This is a genomic window from Plantibacter sp. MDV22-iso1 (assembly GCF_058408345.1).
The window spans coordinates 829,556-848,463 of record NZ_JBZVDY010000001.1 but is presented as its reverse complement, the minus strand read 5'-3'; the positions used below and the strand labels follow the sequence as shown (position 1 = coordinate 848,463).

General features: G+C 68.7%; 18 protein-coding genes. 12 read left to right on the top strand and 6 right to left on the bottom strand.

What is annotated here, in order from left to right:
- The first annotated feature begins 19 nt into the window (after nucleotides 1-19).
- The 8 genes from glmS to AC4PMY_RS04065 all read left to right on the top strand — a co-directional run bounded on the left by glmS (nucleotide 20) and on the right by AC4PMY_RS04065 (nucleotide 6,961).
- Nucleotides 20-1,867 carry a glutamine--fructose-6-phosphate transaminase (isomerizing) gene (gene glmS / locus AC4PMY_RS04100; RefSeq protein ID WP_064296748.1) on the top strand — a complete coding sequence of 616 codons (1,848 nt, stop codon included), beginning with the start codon at nucleotides 20-22 and terminating at the stop codon, nucleotides 1,865-1,867.
- 74 nt (nucleotides 1,868-1,941) lie between these two features.
- Nucleotides 1,942-2,298: a holo-ACP synthase gene (locus AC4PMY_RS04095; RefSeq protein WP_064296680.1), complete on the top strand. Its 357-nt coding sequence runs from the start codon at nucleotides 1,942-1,944 to the stop codon at nucleotides 2,296-2,298.
- Complete coding sequence (gene alr, locus AC4PMY_RS04090; protein ID WP_491622070.1) at nucleotides 2,295-3,455, top strand: alanine racemase; 1,161 nt, start codon at nucleotides 2,295-2,297, stop codon at nucleotides 3,453-3,455. Before AC4PMY_RS04095 ends, alr begins: the two co-directional genes overlap by 4 nt.
- Nucleotides 3,452-3,952 carry a tRNA (adenosine(37)-N6)-threonylcarbamoyltransferase complex ATPase subunit type 1 TsaE gene (tsaE, locus tag AC4PMY_RS04085; protein WP_491622069.1) on the top strand — a complete coding sequence of 167 codons (501 nt, stop codon included), beginning with the start codon at nucleotides 3,452-3,454 and terminating at the stop codon, nucleotides 3,950-3,952. Before alr ends, tsaE begins: the two co-directional genes overlap by 4 nt.
- Nucleotides 3,953-3,962: 10 nt before the next feature.
- Nucleotides 3,963-4,592 carry a tRNA (adenosine(37)-N6)-threonylcarbamoyltransferase complex dimerization subunit type 1 TsaB gene (gene tsaB / locus AC4PMY_RS04080; protein ID WP_491622068.1) on the top strand — a complete coding sequence of 210 codons (630 nt, stop codon included), beginning with the start codon at nucleotides 3,963-3,965 and terminating at the stop codon, nucleotides 4,590-4,592.
- Nucleotides 4,589-5,125, top strand: a complete 537-nt coding sequence (gene rimI / locus AC4PMY_RS04075) for a ribosomal protein S18-alanine N-acetyltransferase (RefSeq protein WP_491622067.1) — start codon at nucleotides 4,589-4,591, stop codon at nucleotides 5,123-5,125. Before tsaB ends, rimI begins: the two co-directional genes overlap by 4 nt.
- Complete coding sequence (tsaD, locus tag AC4PMY_RS04070) at nucleotides 5,122-6,180, top strand: tRNA (adenosine(37)-N6)-threonylcarbamoyltransferase complex transferase subunit TsaD (RefSeq protein ID WP_491622066.1); 1,059 nt, start codon at nucleotides 5,122-5,124, stop codon at nucleotides 6,178-6,180. Before rimI ends, tsaD begins: the two co-directional genes overlap by 4 nt.
- A gap of 94 nt (nucleotides 6,181-6,274) precedes the next feature.
- Entirely contained in the window at nucleotides 6,275-6,961 is a 687-nt protein-coding gene (locus tag AC4PMY_RS04065) for a DUF4190 domain-containing protein (RefSeq protein ID WP_491622065.1), read from the top strand.
- Nucleotides 6,962-7,000: 39 nt separating this feature from the next.
- On the opposite strand, the gene AC4PMY_RS04060 is transcribed toward AC4PMY_RS04065, so the two are convergent.
- Nucleotides 7,001-8,206: a class I SAM-dependent methyltransferase gene (locus tag AC4PMY_RS04060; protein WP_491622064.1), complete on the bottom strand. Its 1,206-nt coding sequence runs from the start codon at nucleotides 8,204-8,206 to the stop codon at nucleotides 7,001-7,003.
- Nucleotides 8,207-8,364: 158 nt separating this feature from the next.
- Here AC4PMY_RS04060 and groES point away from each other — a divergent pair, with 158 nt between their 5' ends.
- From groES to AC4PMY_RS04045, 3 genes are all read left to right on the top strand, one after another.
- Nucleotides 8,365-8,661, top strand: coding sequence for a co-chaperone GroES (gene groES / locus AC4PMY_RS04055; protein WP_056008047.1), 297 nt, complete (start codon nucleotides 8,365-8,367; stop codon nucleotides 8,659-8,661).
- A 195-nt stretch (nucleotides 8,662-8,856) separates the two neighbouring features.
- The gene (gene rarD, locus AC4PMY_RS04050) at nucleotides 8,857-9,795 is read left to right on the top strand and encodes an EamA family transporter RarD (RefSeq protein ID WP_082916238.1); all 939 of its coding nucleotides are present in this window, start codon (nucleotides 8,857-8,859) and stop codon (nucleotides 9,793-9,795) included.
- A gap of 187 nt (nucleotides 9,796-9,982) precedes the next feature.
- A complete protein-coding gene (locus AC4PMY_RS04045) occupies nucleotides 9,983-11,260 on the top strand; it encodes an ABC transporter substrate-binding protein (protein ID WP_064296671.1) in 1,278 nt (425 codons plus the stop codon).
- A 272-nt stretch (nucleotides 11,261-11,532) separates the two neighbouring features.
- Here AC4PMY_RS04045 and AC4PMY_RS04040 read toward each other — a convergent pair whose 3' ends face one another.
- The 5 genes from AC4PMY_RS04040 to AC4PMY_RS04020 all read right to left on the bottom strand — a co-directional run bounded on the left by AC4PMY_RS04040 (nucleotide 11,533) and on the right by AC4PMY_RS04020 (nucleotide 16,898).
- Complete coding sequence (locus AC4PMY_RS04040) at nucleotides 11,533-12,477, bottom strand: hypothetical protein (protein WP_064296670.1); 945 nt, start codon at nucleotides 12,475-12,477, stop codon at nucleotides 11,533-11,535.
- A gap of 478 nt (nucleotides 12,478-12,955) precedes the next feature.
- Nucleotides 12,956-13,732 (bottom strand): ABC transporter ATP-binding protein, encoded by a 777-nt coding sequence (locus AC4PMY_RS04035; RefSeq protein WP_064296669.1) that lies wholly within the window; start codon nucleotides 13,730-13,732, stop codon nucleotides 12,956-12,958.
- Nucleotides 13,729-14,700 (bottom strand): ABC transporter ATP-binding protein, encoded by a 972-nt coding sequence (locus AC4PMY_RS04030; protein WP_491622063.1) that lies wholly within the window; start codon nucleotides 14,698-14,700, stop codon nucleotides 13,729-13,731. The genes AC4PMY_RS04035 and AC4PMY_RS04030 overlap by 4 nt, the downstream gene beginning before the upstream one ends.
- Nucleotides 14,690-15,670 carry a branched-chain amino acid ABC transporter permease gene (locus AC4PMY_RS04025; RefSeq protein WP_064296667.1) on the bottom strand — a complete coding sequence of 327 codons (981 nt, stop codon included), beginning with the start codon at nucleotides 15,668-15,670 and terminating at the stop codon, nucleotides 14,690-14,692. Before AC4PMY_RS04025 ends, AC4PMY_RS04030 begins: the two co-directional genes overlap by 11 nt.
- Nucleotides 15,671-15,680: 10 nt before the next feature.
- On the bottom strand, nucleotides 15,681-16,898 hold the full coding sequence (locus AC4PMY_RS04020; RefSeq protein ID WP_064296746.1) for a branched-chain amino acid ABC transporter permease: 1,218 nt from the start codon (nucleotides 16,896-16,898) through the stop codon (nucleotides 15,681-15,683).
- 315 nt (nucleotides 16,899-17,213) lie between these two features.
- On the opposite strand from AC4PMY_RS04020, the gene guaB reads away from it, so the two are divergent.
- Nucleotides 17,214-18,716: an IMP dehydrogenase gene (gene guaB / locus AC4PMY_RS04015; protein WP_064296666.1), complete on the top strand. Its 1,503-nt coding sequence runs from the start codon at nucleotides 17,214-17,216 to the stop codon at nucleotides 18,714-18,716.
- Nucleotides 18,717-18,908: the final 192 nt, after the last annotated feature.

The following is an 18,908-nucleotide window of genomic DNA, read 5'->3' as shown; positions in this document are numbered from 1 at the left end:
CGCGATTATGCTGCTCTACATGTGTGGAATCGTAGGGTACGTCGGGAACGACAAGACGGTGGACGTCCTCATGGGCGGACTCAAGCGGCTCGAGTACCGGGGGTACGACTCCGCCGGGATCGCCGTGCTCGACGCGACGGGCTCACTGAACACCCGGAAGCGCGCCGGGAAGCTGGCCGTCCTCACCGAGGACCTCGCCGCGAACCCCATCGCGCCGGGCTCGACCGGTATCGGTCACACCCGTTGGGCGACCCACGGTGGACCGACGGACCGCAACGCGCACCCGCACCTCGGCGACGAAGGGCGCCTCGCGCTCATCCACAACGGCATCATCGAGAACTTCGCCGAGCTGCGAGCGGAACTCCTCGCGGACGGCTTCACCTTCGAGAGCGACACCGACACCGAGATCGCCGCCGTGCTCATCGGCCGCGAGTACCGTTCCACCGGCGACCTCACCGAGGCCTTCCGCCGCGTCGTCGCTCGCCTGGACGGCGCCTTCACGCTGCTCGCCATGCACCAGGACCTGCCCGGCGTCGTCATCGGCGCGCGTCGGAACTCGCCGCTCGTCATCGGGCTCGGCGACGGCGAGAACTTCCTCGGGTCGGACGTCGCCGCGTTCGTGCAGTACACCCAGCGCGCGGTCGCGATCGGCCAGGACCAGATGGTCGTCATCACGCCCGACGACGTGACGGTCACCGACTTCTCCGGCAACCACGTGGTGACCGAGCCGTTCGAGATCCAGTGGGACGCTTCGGCGGCCGACAAGGGCGGCTGGTCGAGCTTCATGGCGAAGGAGATCAGCGAGGAGCCCGACGCGGTCGCGAACACGATCCGCGGGCGGGTCGAGGGCGGCCAGGTCGTCATCCCCGAACTCGCCGGACTCGACGAGCTCTTCCTCGACATCGACCGCATCGTGATCATCGCGTGTGGCACCGCCGCCTACGCCGGCACGGTCGGCACCTACGCGATCGAGCGCTGGGCCGGGATCCCGGTCACCGTGGAGCTCAGCCACGAGTTCCGCTACCGCGACCCGGTCATCGACGCGCGCACGCTCGTCATCTCGGTGAGCCAGTCGGGCGAGACCATGGACACGCTCATGGCGGTGCGTTTCGCGAGCGAGTCCGGCGCGAAGACGCTGTCGATCTGCAACACGCAGGGCGCCACGATCGCGCGTGAGTCGGACGCCGTGGTGTACACCCACGCGGGGCCCGAGGTCGCGGTCGCGTCCACGAAGGCGTTCACCGCCCAGATCACGGCGCTGTACCTGTTCGGGCTGCACCTCGCGCGGGTGCGCGGCACGCAGACGCCGGCGTTCCTGGCGTCGCAGGTCGAGGAGCTGCAGGGCGTGCCCGACAAGATCGCCAGCATCCTCGGGGCCTCCGAGAAGATCGCGCAGCTCGCGCACTGGATGGCCGACTCCCGGGCCGTGCTCTTCCTCGGACGCCATGTGGGGTACCCGATCGCGCTCGAGGGCGCGCTGAAGCTCAAGGAGCTCGCGTACATCCACGCTGAAGGCTTCGCCGGTGGCGAGCTCAAGCACGGCCCGATCGCCCTCATCGAGCCGGGCCAGCCCGTCTTCGTCGTCGTCCCGAGCCCACGTGGCTCGGCGATCCTGCACCCGAAGGTCATCTCGACCATCGAGGAGATCCGTGCACGCGGTGCCCGGGTCATCGCGATCGCGGAGCAGGGCGACGCCGCCGTCCTGCCCTCGGCCGACGAGGTCATCCCGATCCCGCTCGCCGGTCCGCTGTTCGAGCCCCTGCTCGCCGTCATCCCGCTGCACATCTTCGCGATGGAGCTCGCGACGGCGAAGGGCCTCGACGTCGACCAGCCGCGCAACCTCGCGAAGTCCGTCACGGTCGAGTAGGGACGGTCCGCGGGGTCCGAGGTGGCCCGTCGAGCGAGCCTCCAGGCCGCACACGACGGCCGTAGAGTAGAGGGATGATCATCGGCATCGGGGTGGACCTGGTCGACCTCGCACGGTTCGAACGGGCGATCACGCGCACCCCGAACCTGCTGGCCAGGCTCTTCGTCCCGTCGGAACGCGACCTCCCGCTGCGGTCCCTCGCCGGACGGTTCGCCGCCAAGGAGGCGCTCATCAAGGCACTGGGTTCCTCGGACGGTATCCGGTGGCAGGAGATGGCGATCGTGAACGGCCCGGAGGGGAAGCCCGATTTCGCGCTGTCCGGCGTCACGGCGGGTGTGGTGGCCGAGCGGGGGATCACGAGCATGCACCTGACCATGACGCACGACGCCGGGGTCGCCGTCGCGTTCGTCGTCGCGGAGCGGGAAGGATGACGCCCGTGTCCGAGGTCGACGAGCGCCCGACCCGCGAGGCGATCATCGACCTCGACGCCCTGCGCCACAACGTCCGTCGCCTGCGCGAGCTGACGGGCGTCGGTGAACTCATCGTCGTCGTCAAGGCCGACGCCTACGGGCACGGTGCCGAGGCGATCGCCCGCGCGGCGATCGAGGCCGGGGCCGATCGCCTGGGAGTCGCCGACATCATGGAGGGCGTCGCGCTGCGTGCCGCCGGGATCACGGCACCGATCCTCGCCTGGCTGCACGGCCCGCAGGTTGCGTTCGGCGCCGCACTCGATGCCGGGATCGACCTCGGTCTGTCGTCGGTGGCGCAGCTCGAGCGCGTGATCGAGGCCGCTCGGGATCGGCCGTCCGTCGTGCCGGTCGTCCAGTTCAAACTGGAGACCGGACTCAGCCGGAACGGTGCGGCCGAAGCCGACTGGCCGGAGCTCTTCCGAGCCGCCTCAGCCGCTGAGGCTGCGGGGCTCGTCCGGGTCGACGGGCTGTTCTCGCACGTCTCCAACACCTCCACCGCCGACGACCGGGCCGCCGCTGTCCGGTTCGAACGCGGTGTCGCCCTCGCCACGGAGGCCGGTCTCGCGCCACGGAGTCTGCACCTCGCCGCATCGGCGGCAGCGCTCGGCGAGCCCTCCCTCCGCTTCGACGCCGTCCGCCTCGGACTCGCGGTGTACGGCCTCTCGCCCTTCGAACCCACCGAGGACGCCGACCGCTCGGCCGACGCCTTCGGCCTCAGGCCCGTCATGACCCTCCGGGCGACGGTCGCCGCCGTGCGTCGGGTCGAACCGGGCGCCGGGGTGTCCTACGACTACAGCTACCGGACCAGCACGGCGACGACGCTCGCCCTCATCCCGCTCGGATACGCCGACGGTGTGCCGCGGAGCGCCTCGAACGCCGGTCCGGTCGTCATCAACGGACGCCGCTACCGGGTGTGCGGGCGGATCGCGATGGACCAGTTCGTCGTCGACGTCGGCGACGACGCGGTCGCCGTGGGCGACGACGCCGTGCTCTTCGGCGACCCGGCGTCCGGCGCACCCCGCGTCGAGGAGTGGGCGGAGGCCGCCGGCACCATCAACTACGAACTCGTCACCCGGATCGGACCGCGCGTGGTCCGGACGACCAGGGAGCGGTCATGACCGATCACGTCCTCGCACCGGGCGCCGTCGAGGTGGCGACGCCCGAGGAGATGCACGCGTACGGCGTCCGCCTCGGCATGGAACTGCGTGCAGGGCAGCTCCTGGTCCTGACCGGGCCGCTCGGAGCGGGCAAGACGACGCTCACGCGAGGCATCGGCGAGGGCCTCGGGGTCCGCGGCCCCGTCACCAGCCCCACCTTCGTGCTCGCCAGGACGCACCCGAGCCTCGTCGGTGGTCCGCCGCTCGTCCACGTGGACGCCTACCGGCTCGGCTCGGCTCTCGAACTCGACGACCTCGACATCGACTTCGCCCGATCCGTCGTCGTCGTCGAGTGGGGGGCCGGATTGCTCGACGGCGTGGTCCCCACCTGGTTCGAGCTCGTCATCGAGCGTCCGACCGGAGCCGGCGACGAACCCGCGACGGACGATGCCGGCGAGGAGCCGATCGAGCGCCGGACCCTCACGCTCTCGCGGCACCCCGCCATCGACGCCGGGTAGGCTGGACGACGTGCTGTTGGCGATCGATACATCCGCGGGTTCGAGCGTCGCCGTCGTCACCCTGGGTGGCGAGGTGTTGGCCGAACGGTCCTCCGACGACCCGATGCGGCATGCCGAAGTCATCGGGACGCTCATCGCCGGATGCCTCGACGACGCCGGGATCGAGGTCGCCGCGCTCACCGGGCTGGTCGCGGGCATGGGCCCTGGGCCGTTCACCGGACTCCGGATCGGGATCGCCGCGGCCCGCAGCTTCGGGATCGGCGCAGGCCTCCCGGTGCACCCCGTGGTGAGCCACGATGCGATCGCGCTCGACGCCTACCGTTCCGGTTACGCCGCACCCGATGCGACGCTCCTCGTGGTCACCGACGCCCGCCGTCGCGAACGCTACTGGACGAGCTACGCCGGACTCGACGCAGCCGCCCTCCCGGTCCGCGTCCAGGGGCCGGCCCTCGCGAAACCCGACGACCTCCCGACCACCGAATCCGTGCGCCTCGACGCGCTCGTCGTCCCGGCCGGGGCGTTGGGGCAGGTCGCCGCCGCACTCCTCGCCACCGATGGCGGATTCGCGGGGGAGGAGCCGTTGTACCTCCGCTCGCCCGACGTCACGATGTCCGCGGGCGCCAAGCGGGTGACGGCGTGAGCTGGTCGCTGCGCCGCGCGGGTGTCACCGACCTCGACGCGATCATGGAGCTCGAGCACACCGTCTTCGTGAACGACGCCTGGTCGGCGGACATGATGCGCGCCGAACTGTCGTCGCCGCACGGGTACTACCTCGTCGCGACGGAGGTCGACGCCGACGGCGCGACACTCGCCGGCTACGGCGGACTCTTCGCACCGTCCCGGTCCGACGACGCCGACATCCAGACCATCGCCGTCGCCGGGCACGCCAGAGGACGCGGACTCGGACGACTCCTCATGCAGGCGCTCATCGAGCAGGCCAGGCAGCAGGACGTCACCCAGGTCTTCCTCGAGGTCAGGGCCGACAACCCCGTTGCGATCACGCTGTACCGGAGTCTCGGCTTCGAGGAACTCGGCATCCGCCCCGGCTACTACCAGCCGGACGACGTCGACGCCATCGTCATGCGACTCACGGTCCAGCCGAGGCCGCCCATGCCCGCCCACGGCCAGTCCCCGCTCGACCAGACCGACCAGCACCCCGGGAGCATCGCGTGAACCGAGCAGAACCGCTCGTCCTCGGCATCGAGACGAGCTGCGACGAGACCGGGATCGGCATCGTCCGCGGACACCACCTGCTGGCGAACACCATCGCCTCGAGCATGGACGAGCACGCGCGGTACGGCGGCGTCGTCCCGGAGGTCGCCGCTCGCGCCCACCTCGAGGCCCTCGAGCCCACGCTCACGGCGGCGCTCGCCGAGGCCGGCATCGCCCTGGCCGACCTCGACGCGGTCGCGGTGACGAGTGGCCCCGGCCTGTCCGGCGCACTCATGGTCGGCGTCGGCGCAGCGAAGGCGCTCGCCGTGTCCCTCGGCAAACCGCTGTACGCCGTGAACCACCTCGTCGGTCACGTCGGCGCGGACGTCCTCGACTCCGAAGACGGGGCGATCGAGTACCCGACGATCGCCCTGCTCGTGTCCGGCGGGCACACCTCGCTGCTCCTCGTGCGGGACCTCGTGTCGGACGTCGAACTGCTCGGCGAGACCATCGACGACGCGGCGGGCGAGGCCTTCGACAAGGTCGCGCGCATTCTGGGCCTGCCCTACCCGGGCGGGCCGCAGATCGACCGTGCGGCCGTCGGCGGCGACCCGAAGGCGATCCGCTTCCCCCGCGGACTCAGCCTGCCGAAGGACATGGAGCGGCATCGCTACGACTTCTCCTTCTCCGGCCTGAAGACGGCCGTGGCACGCTGGGTCGAGGCGAAGCAGGACGCGGGGGAGCCGGTCCCCGTCGCGGACGTCGCCGCCAGTTTCCGCGAGGCCGTCGTCGACGTGCTCGTCTCGAAGGCGGTCAGAGCGTGCACCGAGCTCGGCGTGCCCCGCCTGCTGCTGGGGGGCGGCGTCATCGCGAACGCGCGGCTCCGCGAGGTGGCCGCCGAACGCACCACCTCGGCCGGGATCGAACTCCGCATCCCGCCGTTGCAACTCTGCACCGACAACGGTGCGATGATCGCCGCACTCGCCGCGCAGCTCATCTCCGCCGGGCACGAGCCGTCCTCGCTCGACTTCGGCGCCGACTCGACCCTGCCGGTCACCGAGATCCACGTGTACTGACCGCTCGACCAGCCGTCTCCCGGCCGTCGACCGGGTGCGCGGACGTCGGCGCATAGGATTGGCCGGTACCCGGTCACGGATCGAAGGAGCGGCGATGGATCAGCACGAGCACCCCGACGGACGACCTCAGCACCAGGACGGTGCAGTGGACGGGCAGTCGCGCCCGCCGCAGGCCGAGCAGCCCATCGGGCAGCCGCAGCAGCAGTGGGGGCAGCAGCCTCCTCACCAGCCGCAGGCCCAGCAGCCCTGGTCGCCGTACCAGCCGCCGCAGCCCTCCCAGCAGGCTGTCGCGCCGCAGGGCCAGCAGCAGCCGTACGCGCCCCAGCAGCCGTACCAGCCCCAGGGCCAGCAGCAGCCCTACCAACCTCAGCAGCCGTACCAGCCCCAGGGCCAGGCCTCCCCTCCACCGGCGGGTTGGCAGGGCGATCACGCGACCTATCTCCAGACGGTGCCGACGGCGGTCTACCAGGCACCGAGCCAGGGCGGCTACGCCGCGTACCAGCAGTCGCAGACGCAGACCACTGCCGCGTCGACCGGGACCTCACGGAGCACCTGGTCGCTCATCACCGGTCTCGTCGGGCTCGTCGTGTCGGTCTTCGTCGGTTGGGGCTTCCCCCTGTCGATCGCGGCCATCGTCCTCGGATTCGGGGCCAGGCGTCGCGAGCCGCAGGGCCGAGGCCGCGCCCTCACCGGCCTCGTGACCGGGTTCGTCGGTCTCGCCTGCTCCGTCGGCTGGCTCGCCTACAGCGTCGTCGTGATCATCGGGTACGTCTCGACCTGATCCTCCTCGGGACGCTGCGGTCCGGCGGACACCGTCGGGTCAGGCGTCAGCGGCCGGTGTCACCCGTTCGACGAGCAGCGCACTGTGTTTGCCCGCGATCCTCGTGAGGATGATCGTGGCCGAGCCGTCTCCCTTGAGCGCCATGCGCTTCCGGAACGCCGCAGGGTCGACGTCGACGCCGCGCTTCTTGATCTCGAGGACGCCGATCCCGCGATCCCGCATCGTGCGCTTGAGGACCTTCTCGTCCATCGGTAGCCGCTCGAGCACCCGGAAGGTCGTGGCGAACGGCGAGGTCGTCGCCGTGTCGGAGGTCAGGTAGGCGATGCCCTGGCCGAGCATGCCGGCCTCCAAGCGGACGGCGAGGTCGCCGATGAGTCGGGCCCGGATCACCGACCCGTCGGGTTCGTGCACGTAGTCGCCGAGTTCCCGCACGGGGACGTCGTCGGCGTCGGCCTCGGCGTGCAACTCGTGGTGGACGCCGTCCGCGAGGAGTAGCGCGGACCGTCGGACGTCCGGACGGGCCAGCGGGCCGAACCAGAGCGCCATCTCGACGAGCTGTCCGTCGACCGACACCCACTGCGCCTCGGCGTCGTCGGGGATGAGTGAGCGGTCGAATCCGGGCCCGAGCTTGACGCCTGTGGGGAGGCTGGTCGCCGCACCGAAGACCAGGTCGAGGGACGGGGTGTAGTCGGCGGCACTCGACAGTCGCGCGGTGTCGGCGTGTCCTGCGGTGCGCCGCGCGGGATCGAACCAGACCGCGTCGAAGTCGTCGAGCGAGACGTCCTCGGCGGCGGCGTTCCGCACGGTCGCCGTGGGGAACGGGGCGAGGTTGTAGCTGGCGATGGCCGCGGTGACCTCGTCGATGTCGACCGCCGTGACCTCCAGGTCGAGCGAGGCCATGGCCATCGAGTCGGCGCCGATGCCGCTGCCGAGGTCGGCGACCCGCGTGAGGCCGGCCCGGGCGAAACGTCCGGCGTGCAGCGCGGCGACGGGAAGGCGCGTGGCCTGTTCGAGGCCTGCCTCGGTGAACAGCATGCGGCCGGCGAACGGACCGAACTTGCCGACGGCCTTCTGCCTGAGCCGCGACTGCGTGAGGACCGCCGCGACCAGCTCGGGGGAGTGGCCCTCCTTGCGCAGGCGCCCGACCAGGCGGACGGCCTCGTCCTTCGTCGGGTAGGGCGGCAGGGAGTCGAGGAGCCTGAGGCCGTCGGCCGTGAGGAGCTCGACGAGTTCCGAACGGTCCATGGTCAGTGGGCCTCGGGCGGAGCTGGATGCATCCGGCAACGGTAGCAGCCGCTGATTGGCACTCGCATTGCATGAGTGCCAGAAGATGCCTACACTGGAATCAGCACTCTCGCAGTGTGAGTGCTAACCACGTCTTCGTTTCAAGAAAGAGGTCAACCGTGTCGGTCTCCATCAAGCCGCTCGAGGATCGCATCGTCATCAAGCAGGTCGAGGCAGAGCAGACCACCGCTTCCGGTCTGGTCATCCCCGACACCGCCAAGGAGAAGCCCCAGGAGGGCGAGGTCGTGGCGGTCGGACCCGGTCGCATCGACGACAACGGCAACCGCGTCCCGCTCGACGTCGCCGTCGGCGACAAGGTGATCTACTCCAAGTACGGTGGCACCGAGGTCAAGTACGCCGGTGAGGACTACCTGGTCCTGTCCGCGCGCGACGTCCTCGCAGTCGTCGTCCGCTAGTCACCAGCGCACGGATCCGGCGGCTCAGGCCGCTCAACAGCCCGAATGGCATTCGCCATTCGGGCTGTGTCCGTTTCCGGAGGGTGTCGCGGGGAGTCGCGGGTCTAGCCTGGACCAGTGCAGAACCCCAGCGATCCAGCCGACGTCGACATCCACTCCGTCACCGTTGACGGGGGAGGGGATCGACGTGCGAGTGTGGCCGTGCCCCAGCAGGGGAGCCGGTCCGGACTGCTCTCGGCGGTCGCCGCCTACTGCCTCTGGGGAGCGCTCCCGCTCTACTTCATCGCCCTCGCACCGGCCGGCGCCTTCGAGGTCGTGGCGTGGCGGATCCTCTTCTCCCTCGTCTTCTGCGCCGTCCTCATCCTGGCGACCCGTTCCTGGCGCCGGCTGTTCGGCATCCTCCGCCAGCGCCGCATCGTCCTGACGATGGGCCTCGCCGGAGCGCTCATCTACGTCAACTGGCAGACCTACGTCTACGGCGCGCTCAACGGCCAAGTGGTCGAGGCGTCGCTCGGCTACTTCATCAACCCGATCGTGACCGTCTTCCTCGGCGTCTTCTTCCTCCGCGAGCGGTTGCGTCCAGCCCAGTGGGTCGCGGTGGTCGTGAGTGTGATCGCGGTCCTGGTCCTCGCGATCGGACACGGCAGCGTCCCCTGGATCGCCCTGATCCTGGCCTTCTCATTCGGCCTCTACGGCTACATCAAGAAGCTCGTGGGCGGCTCGGTCGACGCGGTGTCCGGGTTGACGCTCGAGACCGTGTGGCTGATGCCGGTCGCGATCGCCCAGCTCATCGCGGTCGGCGTGACCGGTGGGCTGACCATCGGCACCGCGGGCGTCGGGCACGCCCTGCTCCTCGTCGGCGCCGGCGTCATCACCGCCGTCCCGCTCCTGCTGTTCGCGGCGGCGGCCCGCCGCCTCCCGCTCACCTGGATGGGTTTCATCCAGTACTTCGCACCGATCATCCAATTCGTCGTCGGTGTCGCGGTCCTGCACGAGGCGATGCCGCCGGAGCGCTGGTTGGGCTTCGGTCTCGTGTGGCTGGCGCTCGCGATCCTCACCGTCGACATGCTCGTCGCCTCCACCCGGGGTCGTCGGGTCGTCGGGGCCGAACGACGCCGCTCGACGAGGGTCTGAACAGCGGATTCCAGCGCTGATCGCGCGACCACTGCAGGAAAAGCGCGAAACAGCCCCTCCTGAGGTAACGATTTGGTCGTGTTACACGCTTGTAACGTCAACGACATTGTCCAGCGCACGTGCAGCGGATAACTTGACTCAACGGCAGCCCCTGGAGCTGCCACTCTTCTGACAAGCAAGGAGTACCATGAGCGTCTTTTCGAAGGCCACGGCCGCTCGCTCCCGCCCACGTTCCATCGTTCTCGGTGGTATCGCACTGATCGGAGCCAGCGCGCTGGTCCTGAGCGGTTGCGCCTCGAGTGGTAGCGGCGACAGCGGCAGCAGCAGCAAGCCTGCTGGCGACCTGACCCTGAAGCTCGGCACGGCGTTGCCGCAGACCGGTAACCTCGCGTTCCTCGGCCCGCCCGAGGAGGCCGGTGTCGGTCTCGCGGTCAAGGAGGTCAACGACGCCGACCTCGGCATCAAGATCGACCTGACGCTCGGCGACTCGGGTGACTCCGACAACAAGGCGTACGCGACCGAGGTCCCCCGTCTGCTCTCAGAGGGCGTCACCGCCATCATCGGTGCAGCGTCCTCGGGTGTGTCGAAGCTCTTCATCGACGAAGTCACCGGCGCAGGCGTCATCCAGTTCTCCCCGGCGAACACCTCCGCGGACTTCACCACGTGGGACGACAACGGTCTCTACTGGCGGACGGCGCCGTCCGACGTGCTGCAGGGCGAGGTCCTCGGGAACCTGATCGCGGAGGACGGCAACGCCACCCTCGGCATCATCTACCTGAACGACTCGTACGGCACCGGCCTCGCGAAGTTCACCAAGGAGGCGTTCGAGAGCGCCGGCGGTGAAGTGGTCGCCGAGCAGTCCTACAACACGGGTGACACCTCGTTCGACGCGCAGATCAGCGCGGTCAAGGCGGAGAACCCCGACGCGATCGCGATCATCGCGTTCGAGGAGACCAAGACGATCGTCCCCGGTCTCGCCGGCTTCCCGTCGGACAAGCTCTACTTCGTCGACGGCAACCTCGCCGACTACAGCGCGGACTTCGCTCCGGGCACGCTGACGGGCGCCAAGGGCACGCTGCCCGGTCTCGACACCGCGAAGCTCGGTGACTTCACCGACCGCCTCCAGTCGTTCGTGAAGGACGAGGGTGGCGAGCCGCTGAAGGACTACAGCTACGCGGCTGAATCCTACGACGCCGTCATCCTGCTCGCCCTCGCGGCGCTGCAGGCCGGCTCGACCGAGGGCGCCGACATGGCGGCCGAGCTCCAGTCCGTGTCCGGTGGCAAGGACAAGGGCGAGAAGGTGACCACCTTCGAAGAGGGTGCGAAGGCCATCGCCGACGGCAAGAAGATCGACTACGACGGCAACTCCGGTCCGATCACGTTCGACGAGAACGGCGACCCGACCGAGGCGACCATCGGTATCTACCAGTACGGTGACGACAACAAGTACACCCGCACCAACTAGTCGCCCACGCGACTGACGAGGCCCCGGAGCGATCCGGGGCCTCCGTCGTGTCCGGCAGCTGTAGATGCCCCCCCCCGCGTGTGCTGTGCCGTGTGTGGTGGCGCCAGCGCGGTGCGCTGACGCGAGCGCGTGTCCAGCGCGTGAGCGCGGGTCTCCGGAGACCCGCGCTCACGCGTCTGCGACGCGCTCACGCCGATTCCGAGCCCATGCGGCGCAGCGGGGCGCGCTCACGCCGGCGCACCGCGCTGACAGCGACCAGTCGGACGCCCGGGTCAACGGAACGGGCGTTGCAGCCCCGCGCGCTCGAGCTTCGCGGCGAGCCGACTCGGATGGACCAGGTCCTCCCAGGTGGCGCGGACGACGGTGTAGCCGAGCGCGCGCAGACGGTCCTCCCGATGCTTCTCCGCCAGGACGATGTCGGCCACGTCCCGTCCCTGCGTGAACTCCTCCCGCACATACTTCTGTCGGCCGTCGAGTTCGAGGATGATGCGCTCGTCCGGCCAGACCGCATCGACCACGCCGACCGGTCCGTCTGCGTCGGAGAAGGCCTGCTGCAGCACCGGCAGGGCGAAACCAAGCCGCGCGATCACGACCCGCATCTTCGATTCACCACCGTTCGCGGCGAGCGGGTCCGCGAACTCGATCGCAAAGCGCACCTGGCGTCCTCCCCGTCGGCCCGGCAGGTCTCGTGCGAGCGAGCGGAGCGCCGTCTCGTCGGTGAGCTTGAGCCGGAGGGCAGCGTCGGCGACGGCGACGGCGTCCTCGAGGCGGGCGATCCGGGCGAGATCGACGACGGTCCGAGCCGGGTCCGTGACCGCGAGCCCGTACCGCATCCGTCGGGTGACGGAGCCCTGCGTGGTGTGACGGATGATGCCGGGGGCCGAACGCCCTCCGCGATCACCGCTCGTCAGCGTGTGCACCTCGGGAGGCCACGGACCCACGATCGGGAGTCCCCACAACCGCGCCGCCGAGTAGTGGCTGAACAATGCGTCCTTGCGGAGCGCAACGGCCGCCGCATCGATCCGGACCCGGTAGCGGTCATCGGGGGACAGGGAACTCCATATCGGTTCAGGGACGTAGATGCCCTTCCGCAGACGCACCAGGTCGCCGTCGCGGTGGGCGGCGCTCACCAGGCGCTCGGCACCGACCCGGCGCGCGTCGCGAACGAGCAGGAGTCCGTTCGGGCGGAGGAGCAGGTTGAGATCGAAGGATTCCATCGCCTCACCGTGCCCGTTCGACGCCGCCGGTAGCTCGTGTCGTGGAAGCGATGTGGAGAACTGCTCCCATCCAGCCTCCGGTGGAGCGAGGGTGGAGTGGCACCCAGCGCGGTGCGCTGACGCCAGCGCGGGTGGTCGGCCTCAGCGCGGGTCGCTGTGCTGCGGGGGCTGGGACTCGGCGTGAGCGCGGGTCCAGCGCGTGAGCGCGTGCCTCCGGAGACCCGCGCTCACGCGCCAGGACCGCGCTCGCGTCAGCGCACCGCGCTGGCGAAAGGGGGGAGGGAGAATGCACAACTCCTCCGTCCCCGTCTCAGGAGGCCGTCTTGGTACGACGGTGCCCCTCGGGGGAGGGAGGAGTTGTGGTTCGTTCACCGGTCGGGATCCGGTGGCTTCTGGCTCGTCGCTCGGCACGCGGCCGGGACAAGCATGTTCGAGGGTACCGAAGTACCCGCCGACCCGCGAGTGGGGATCGCCCTGATCAGTCCTCGTCCTGGCCGAGGGTGCCCAGGTAGAGGCCGATCACCTTGTCATCCGAGAGGAGCTCGCGGCCCGTCCCGGTGTAGGCGTCACGACCCTGGTCGAGCACGTACCCGCGGTCGCAGATCTGCAGACACCGACGTGCGTTCTGCTCCACCATGATCGTCGTCACGCCGGCCTTGTTGATGTCCGAGACGCGGATGAACGCGTCGTCCTGTCGGACCGGCGACAGCCCCGCGGACGGCTCGTCCAGGAGCAGCACGTGCGGATCCATCATGAGGGCCCGCGACATCGCGACCATCTGGCGCTCACCACCCGACAGCGAACCGGCACGCTGCTTGAGCCGCTTCCCGAGTTCGCTGAAGATCCCGGTGACGAACTCGAGGCGTTCGTTGTACTGCTTCGGCTTCTGGAACAGCCCCATCTTGAGGTTGTCCTCGATGGTGAGGCTCGGGAACACGTTGTTCGTCTGCGGGACGAACCCGACGCCGCGCGCCACGAGCTTGTTCGCCCGGAGCCCCGTGATATCTTCGCCGTTCAGCAGCACCTGCCCGCTGCGCACCTTCACCTGTCCGAAGATCGCCTTCAACAGCGTCGACTTCCCCGCACCGTTCGGTCCGATGATGCCGATGAGCTCGCCCTTCCGGGCGGTCAGGTTGGCGCTGTTCAGGATGTTCACGCCGGGGAGGTACCCGGCGGTCAGATCCGTGACCTCCACGACCATCTCGGCGGTCTTGACCGCGGTGCCGCCGACCGGCGCACCCTTCACGTCGCTCATTTCCGCTCCTCCTCGGGCTCGGCACCAGCCGCGAGCCGTTCGTCCTCGATCTCGGCGAGCAGCTCCTCGGCCGCAGCGCTGTCCTCTCCGGCGATCCTGCCGGTCACGACCCCGAGGTCGACGTCCTGGTGGCTCCCGAGGTAGGCGTCGATGACGGCGGGGTCCTCCATGACGGTGTCGGGCGGGCCCTCGGCGACGACACGCCCTTCGGCCATGACGACCACCCAGTCGGCGATGTGCCGGACCATCTGCATGTCGTGCTCGACGAACAGCACGGTCATGCCCTCGTCCTTCAACGCCAGGATGTGGTCGAGCAGGGACTGCGTGAGCGCCGGGTTGACGCCGGCCATCGGCTCGTCGAGCATGACGAGCTTCGGATCGCTCATGAGCGCCCGCGCCATCTCGAGGAGCTTCCGCTGCCCACCGGACAGGCTGGCCGCGTAGTCGTCGCGCTTCGTGTCGAGCTTGAAGCGACGCAGGAGGTCCATCGCCTTGACCTCGAGGTCCTCCTCCTGCTTCCGCCAGAGCGGCTTCACGAGGCTCGAGAAGATGCCCTCGCCGGTCTGGCCGGTCGCGCCGAGCTTCATGTTCTCGAGCACCGTGAGCAGGCCGAGCGCCTTCGTCAACTGGAAGGTCCGGACCTGACCCATGCGGGCGACCTTGAACGCCGGGACGCCGCCGAGGCTCTTGCCGTCGAAGTTCCACGTCCCGGTGTTCGGCTTGTCGAAGCCGGTCAGCAGGTTGAACAGCGTGGTCTTACCGGCACCGTTCGGGCCGATGAGGGCGGTGATCGCGTTGCGGGGCACCTCCAGGTGCTCCACGTTCACCGCTTGCAGACCACCGAAGGTCCGGGTGACCTGGTCGGCGACGAGGATCGGGTCGACCTTCTTGACGCCCGGGACGATCTCGCCGACGTGGAGGCCGGTGGTCTTGACCGGTCGCGAGGTGGGTGAGCTGTTACTTGACAAAGGTCAGCTCCTTCTTGTTTCCGAGGATGCCTTGCGGCCTGAAGATGACGATCAGCATGAGCGCGACACCGACCAGCACGTAGCGGAGCGTCGACGCCTGCGTCGAGCTCATGAACGGCAGGACGTCCGCCTTCACGAGCGCCGGGAGGACGTTCGAGAGGAACGCCATGATCACCCAGAAGATCACCGAGCCGAGCAACGGCCCGAAGACCGTCGCGGCTCCACCGAGCAGGAGGATCGTCCAGATGAAGAAGGTGAGACTCGTGACGTACACGCTGGGCACGACCGCGGAGGGGAGCGCCAGCACCACCCCGCCGAGCGCACCGAACACGCCACCGACGACGAGCGCCTGCATCTTGTAGGCGAACACGTTCTTGCCGAGGGCGCGCACCGCGTCCTCGTCCTCGCGGATGCCCTTCAGCACGCGGCCCCAGGGGCTGCGCATGAGGAGGAACACGAGGAGTGCGGCGACGGCGAGCAGCAGGATGCCGAAGATCCGGACCCACCACTGGTTCGCGTTGAGTTCCCAGGGCCCGAAGCCGTACGTGCCCGGCGGGATCGGGTTCGCGGCCCGGAAGCCCTCGTGGTAGTTGCCGAGTCCGTCGGCCGAGTTCGTGAACTCGTCGAAGACCTGCGTGGTGAAGAGGAGTCGGACGATCTCGGCCGCCGCGATGGTGACGATGGCCAGATAGTCGGCCCGCAGTCGCAGGGTCGGGATGCCGAGGATGAAGGCGAAGACCACCGAGGCCAGACAGCCGACGATGATGCCCGCCCACCACGGGAGGTTGAAGCTCAGGATCGAGATGGCGTAGCCGTAGGCGCCGAGCGCCATGAACCCCGCCATACCGAAGTTCAACAGACCGCCGTAGCCGAAGTGCACGGCCAAGCCGAGTGCTGCGAGCGCGTACGCGATCGTCTCCGGGCTGATGACCCAAGCGAGCGTGTTCGAGAGAATGCTTCCCCAGTCCATGCGCGTGCCCCTAACCGATTCTCTCGCGACGTCCGAGGATGCCCTGCGGTCTCACGAGGAGCACCGCGATGAGCACCACGAGGGCGCCGACGTACTTGATGTCAGACGGGATCCAGAGCGTCGAGACCTCGACGAGGATGCCGATGATGAGGGCGCCGACCATGGCGCCGAAGGCGGTTCCGAGCCCGCCGAGGGTGATGGCCGCGAAGATGAGCAGGAGCAGCTGCGCTCCCATGTCCCACTTGATGCCCGGTCGGAAGTACGCCCACAGGATGCCGGAGAGACCGGCGAGGGTCGCTGCGAGGATCCAGACGATGCGGACCACTCGGTCGACGTCGATGCCGCTGGCCGCGGCGAGGCTCGGGTTGTCCGAGATGGCTCGTGTCGCCTTGCCGGTCTTCGTCTTGATGAGCCACCAGGCCACGCCGAGGAGCACCACGACGCTGACCGCCATGCTGATCATGTCGGTGACGCTGAGTGAGACCGTGCCGAACAGCTTGATGTTCTCCTCTCCGGAACCGGGCAGCTGGAACGTCCCGCCGCCGATGAAGTAGAGGAACACGTAGCGGAGCGCCAGCGACAGGCCGATCGAGACGATCATGACCTGCACGATGCCGACGCCCTTGCGTCTCAAGGGTCTCCAGATGCCCGCGTCGAGCGCGAAGCCGAACGCGGCGCTCAGGGCGAGGGCGATGATGATGGCCAGCCAGATCGGCCATTGCAGGAACACCCCGAACACGAGCGCCATGATCGCGCCGAAGGTCACCATCTCCGCGTGGGCGAAGTTGCTGAGTCCGGTGGTGCCGAACACGAGGGAGGCTCCGATGGCGGCGAGGGCCAGCATGAGGCCGAAGTTCAGGCCGTTGACGAGTCGTTCGGCGAGTTGGTCCCAGAAGCTGACGGTGACGCGGACGCCCTCGCCGAGGAAGAAGTTCACGGACTTCGATTGGGTGAGACCGAACTCGGCCTCGATGGTCGAGCCGCCCTCGGCGACGATGACGCCCTTCGGGAGGGTCTCCTCGTCGAGCGTTACCTTGTACGTACCTTTCTCGGGGACGCCGATCTTCCACTTGCCGTCGGCGTCGGTGTCGACATCGGCCTTGTAGCCGTTGCCGTCGACCGTGATGTTCACGCCTTCGAGTGGTTTGTCGTCGTACTTGACGTTCCCAGCGAAGTAGAAGTCGTACTCCTCGCCCACCTCGTCAGCATGAGCCGGGACGGCGCTCATGACGGACGTGAGGGTGATGGCCCCGAACAACAGGGCGATGAGGAGCACGAATCTCCGTGCCAGTCTCGGGTTTCGGGTCGTTCCAGCGAACTTCACTGCACCTCCAGTGCCGGGCCACTTCCGTGGACCGTTCTCCTGCGTCGGACAACGCTGTTCGACGATAGAACCTGATTATTGCCTACATGTTTCGCCCATGCGTATTTCTCCGCATCGATTTGTCGGGATCGTGGAATAGGGGTACGCCCTGCTCGGTTACGATGGTGATACCGGCAGGTCTGCGTTTCTCCGGTGTGTTCGTGGCTATGAGAGGGATAAATGGACCAGCCTGATCCGTTCGGATTCGTAGGACTCACGTATGACGATGTGCTGCTGCTTCCCGGGCACACCGACGTCATCCCGAGCGAGGCGGAGACCTCGTCCCGCCTGACGAAGCGGATCACCGTGAACACGCCGCTGCTGTCGAGCGCGATGGACACCGTGACCGAGGCCCGCATGGCGATCGCGATGGCTCGCGAGGGCGGCATCGGCATCCTCCACCGCAACCTGTCGATCTCCGACCAGGCCGAACAGGTCGACCGCGTGAAGCGGAGCGAGTCGGGCATGATCACGAACCCGATCACCACCACGGCCGACGCCACCGTCGCCGAGGTCGACGAGCTGTGCGGCCAGTTCCGCATCTCGGGCCTCCCGGTCGTCGACGACAAGGGTGTGCTCGTCGGCATCATCACGAACCGCGACATGCGCTTCGTGTCGCCGTTCGAGAAGGCCACGACCCGCGTCAGCGAGGTCATGACGAGCACCGGTCTCGTGACCGCTCCCGTCGGCACCGACCGCAACGCGGTGATGGCGCTCCTCGCACAGCACCGCATCGAGAAGCTGCCCCTCATCGACGAGGCGGGCAAGCTCAAGGGCCTCATCACCGTCAAGGACTTCGACAAGAGCGAGAAGTACCCGCTGGCCACGAAGGACGACACCGGTCGTCTGCGGGTCGGTGCGGCCATCGGCTTCTTCGGCGACGCCTGGTCCCGTGCGGGCCAGCTGCTCGACGCCGGTGTCGACGTCATCGTGGTCGACACGGCCAACGGTGAGAGCGCCGGTGTGCTCGACATCATCCGCAAGCTCAAGGCCGACCCGGCGTTCGCCGGTGTCGACGTCATCGGCGGCAACGTCGCGACCCGCTCCGGCGCGCAGGCTCTCATCGAGGCCGGCGCGGACGCGATCAAGGTCGGCGTCGGTCCTGGTTCCATCTGCACCACGCGCGTCGTCGCGGGTGTCGGTGTCCCGCAGGTCACCGCGGTCTACGAGGCGTCGCTCGCGGCGCGCGAGGCGAACGTCCCGGTCATCGCCGATGGCGGTCTGCAGTACTCGGGCGACATCGCGAAGGCACTCGTCGCTGGTGCGGACACCGTGATGCTCGGCTCGCTCCTCGCCGGCACCGACGAGAGCCCCGGCGACCTCGTGTTCGTGGGTGGCAAGCAGTTCAAGAACTACCGCGGCATGGGGTCGCTCGGAGCCATGCAGACGCGTGGCGAGAAGACCTCGTACTCGAAGGACCGCTACTTCCAGGCCGACGTCCCGAGCGACGACAAGCTGATCCCCGAGGGCATCGAGGGCCAGGTGCCCTACCGTGGCCCGGTGTCGGCCGTCGCGTACCAGCTCATCGGCGGGCTGCGTCAGTCCATGTTCTACGTGGGCGCGCGCAACATCGGCGAGCTGAAGGCCAAGGGCAAGTTCGTCCGCATCACCTCCGCGGGCCTCAAGGAGTCGCACCCCCACGACGTGCAGATCGTCGTCGAGGCGCCGAACTACCGCAAGTAGGCACCCGCACGAACGCCGACGGTCCGGCAGGCTTCCGCCTGCCGGACCGTCGGCGTAGGTGTGGTCAGCGCATCCGACGTTTGTTCAGAGCGGTTAGCGTCGCCCACATGACCAGGGCGAAGCCTCCGATCCACAGGGCGTATAGCAGGTAGCCATCGAGGCCGAATCCCAAACGGACCGCCGTCGTGCCAC

Coding starts and splice junctions, on each gene's coding strand:
- glmS (WP_064296748.1), top strand. CDS start 20: ATGTGTGGAATCGTAGGGTACGTCGGGAACGACAAGACGGTGGACGTC.
- AC4PMY_RS04095 (WP_064296680.1), top strand. CDS start 1,942: ATGATCATCGGCATCGGGGTGGACCTGGTCGACCTCGCACGGTTCGAA.
- alr (WP_491622070.1), top strand. CDS start 2,295: ATGACGCCCGTGTCCGAGGTCGACGAGCGCCCGACCCGCGAGGCGATC.
- tsaE (WP_491622069.1), top strand. CDS start 3,452: ATGACCGATCACGTCCTCGCACCGGGCGCCGTCGAGGTGGCGACGCCC.
- AC4PMY_RS04065 (WP_491622065.1), top strand. CDS start 6,275: ATGGATCAGCACGAGCACCCCGACGGACGACCTCAGCACCAGGACGGT.
- AC4PMY_RS04060 (WP_491622064.1), bottom strand. CDS start 8,206: ATGGACCGTTCGGAACTCGTCGAGCTCCTCACGGCCGACGGCCTCAGG.
- AC4PMY_RS04045 (WP_064296671.1), top strand. CDS start 9,983: ATGAGCGTCTTTTCGAAGGCCACGGCCGCTCGCTCCCGCCCACGTTCC.
- AC4PMY_RS04040 (WP_064296670.1), bottom strand. CDS start 12,477: ATGGAATCCTTCGATCTCAACCTGCTCCTCCGCCCGAACGGACTCCTG.
- AC4PMY_RS04035 (WP_064296669.1), bottom strand. CDS start 13,732: ATGAGCGACGTGAAGGGTGCGCCGGTCGGCGGCACCGCGGTCAAGACC.
- AC4PMY_RS04025 (WP_064296667.1), bottom strand. CDS start 15,670: ATGGACTGGGGAAGCATTCTCTCGAACACGCTCGCTTGGGTCATCAGC.
- AC4PMY_RS04020 (WP_064296746.1), bottom strand. CDS start 16,898: ATGAGCGCCGTCCCGGCTCATGCTGACGAGGTGGGCGAGGAGTACGAC.
- guaB (WP_064296666.1), top strand. CDS start 17,214: ATGGACCAGCCTGATCCGTTCGGATTCGTAGGACTCACGTATGACGAT.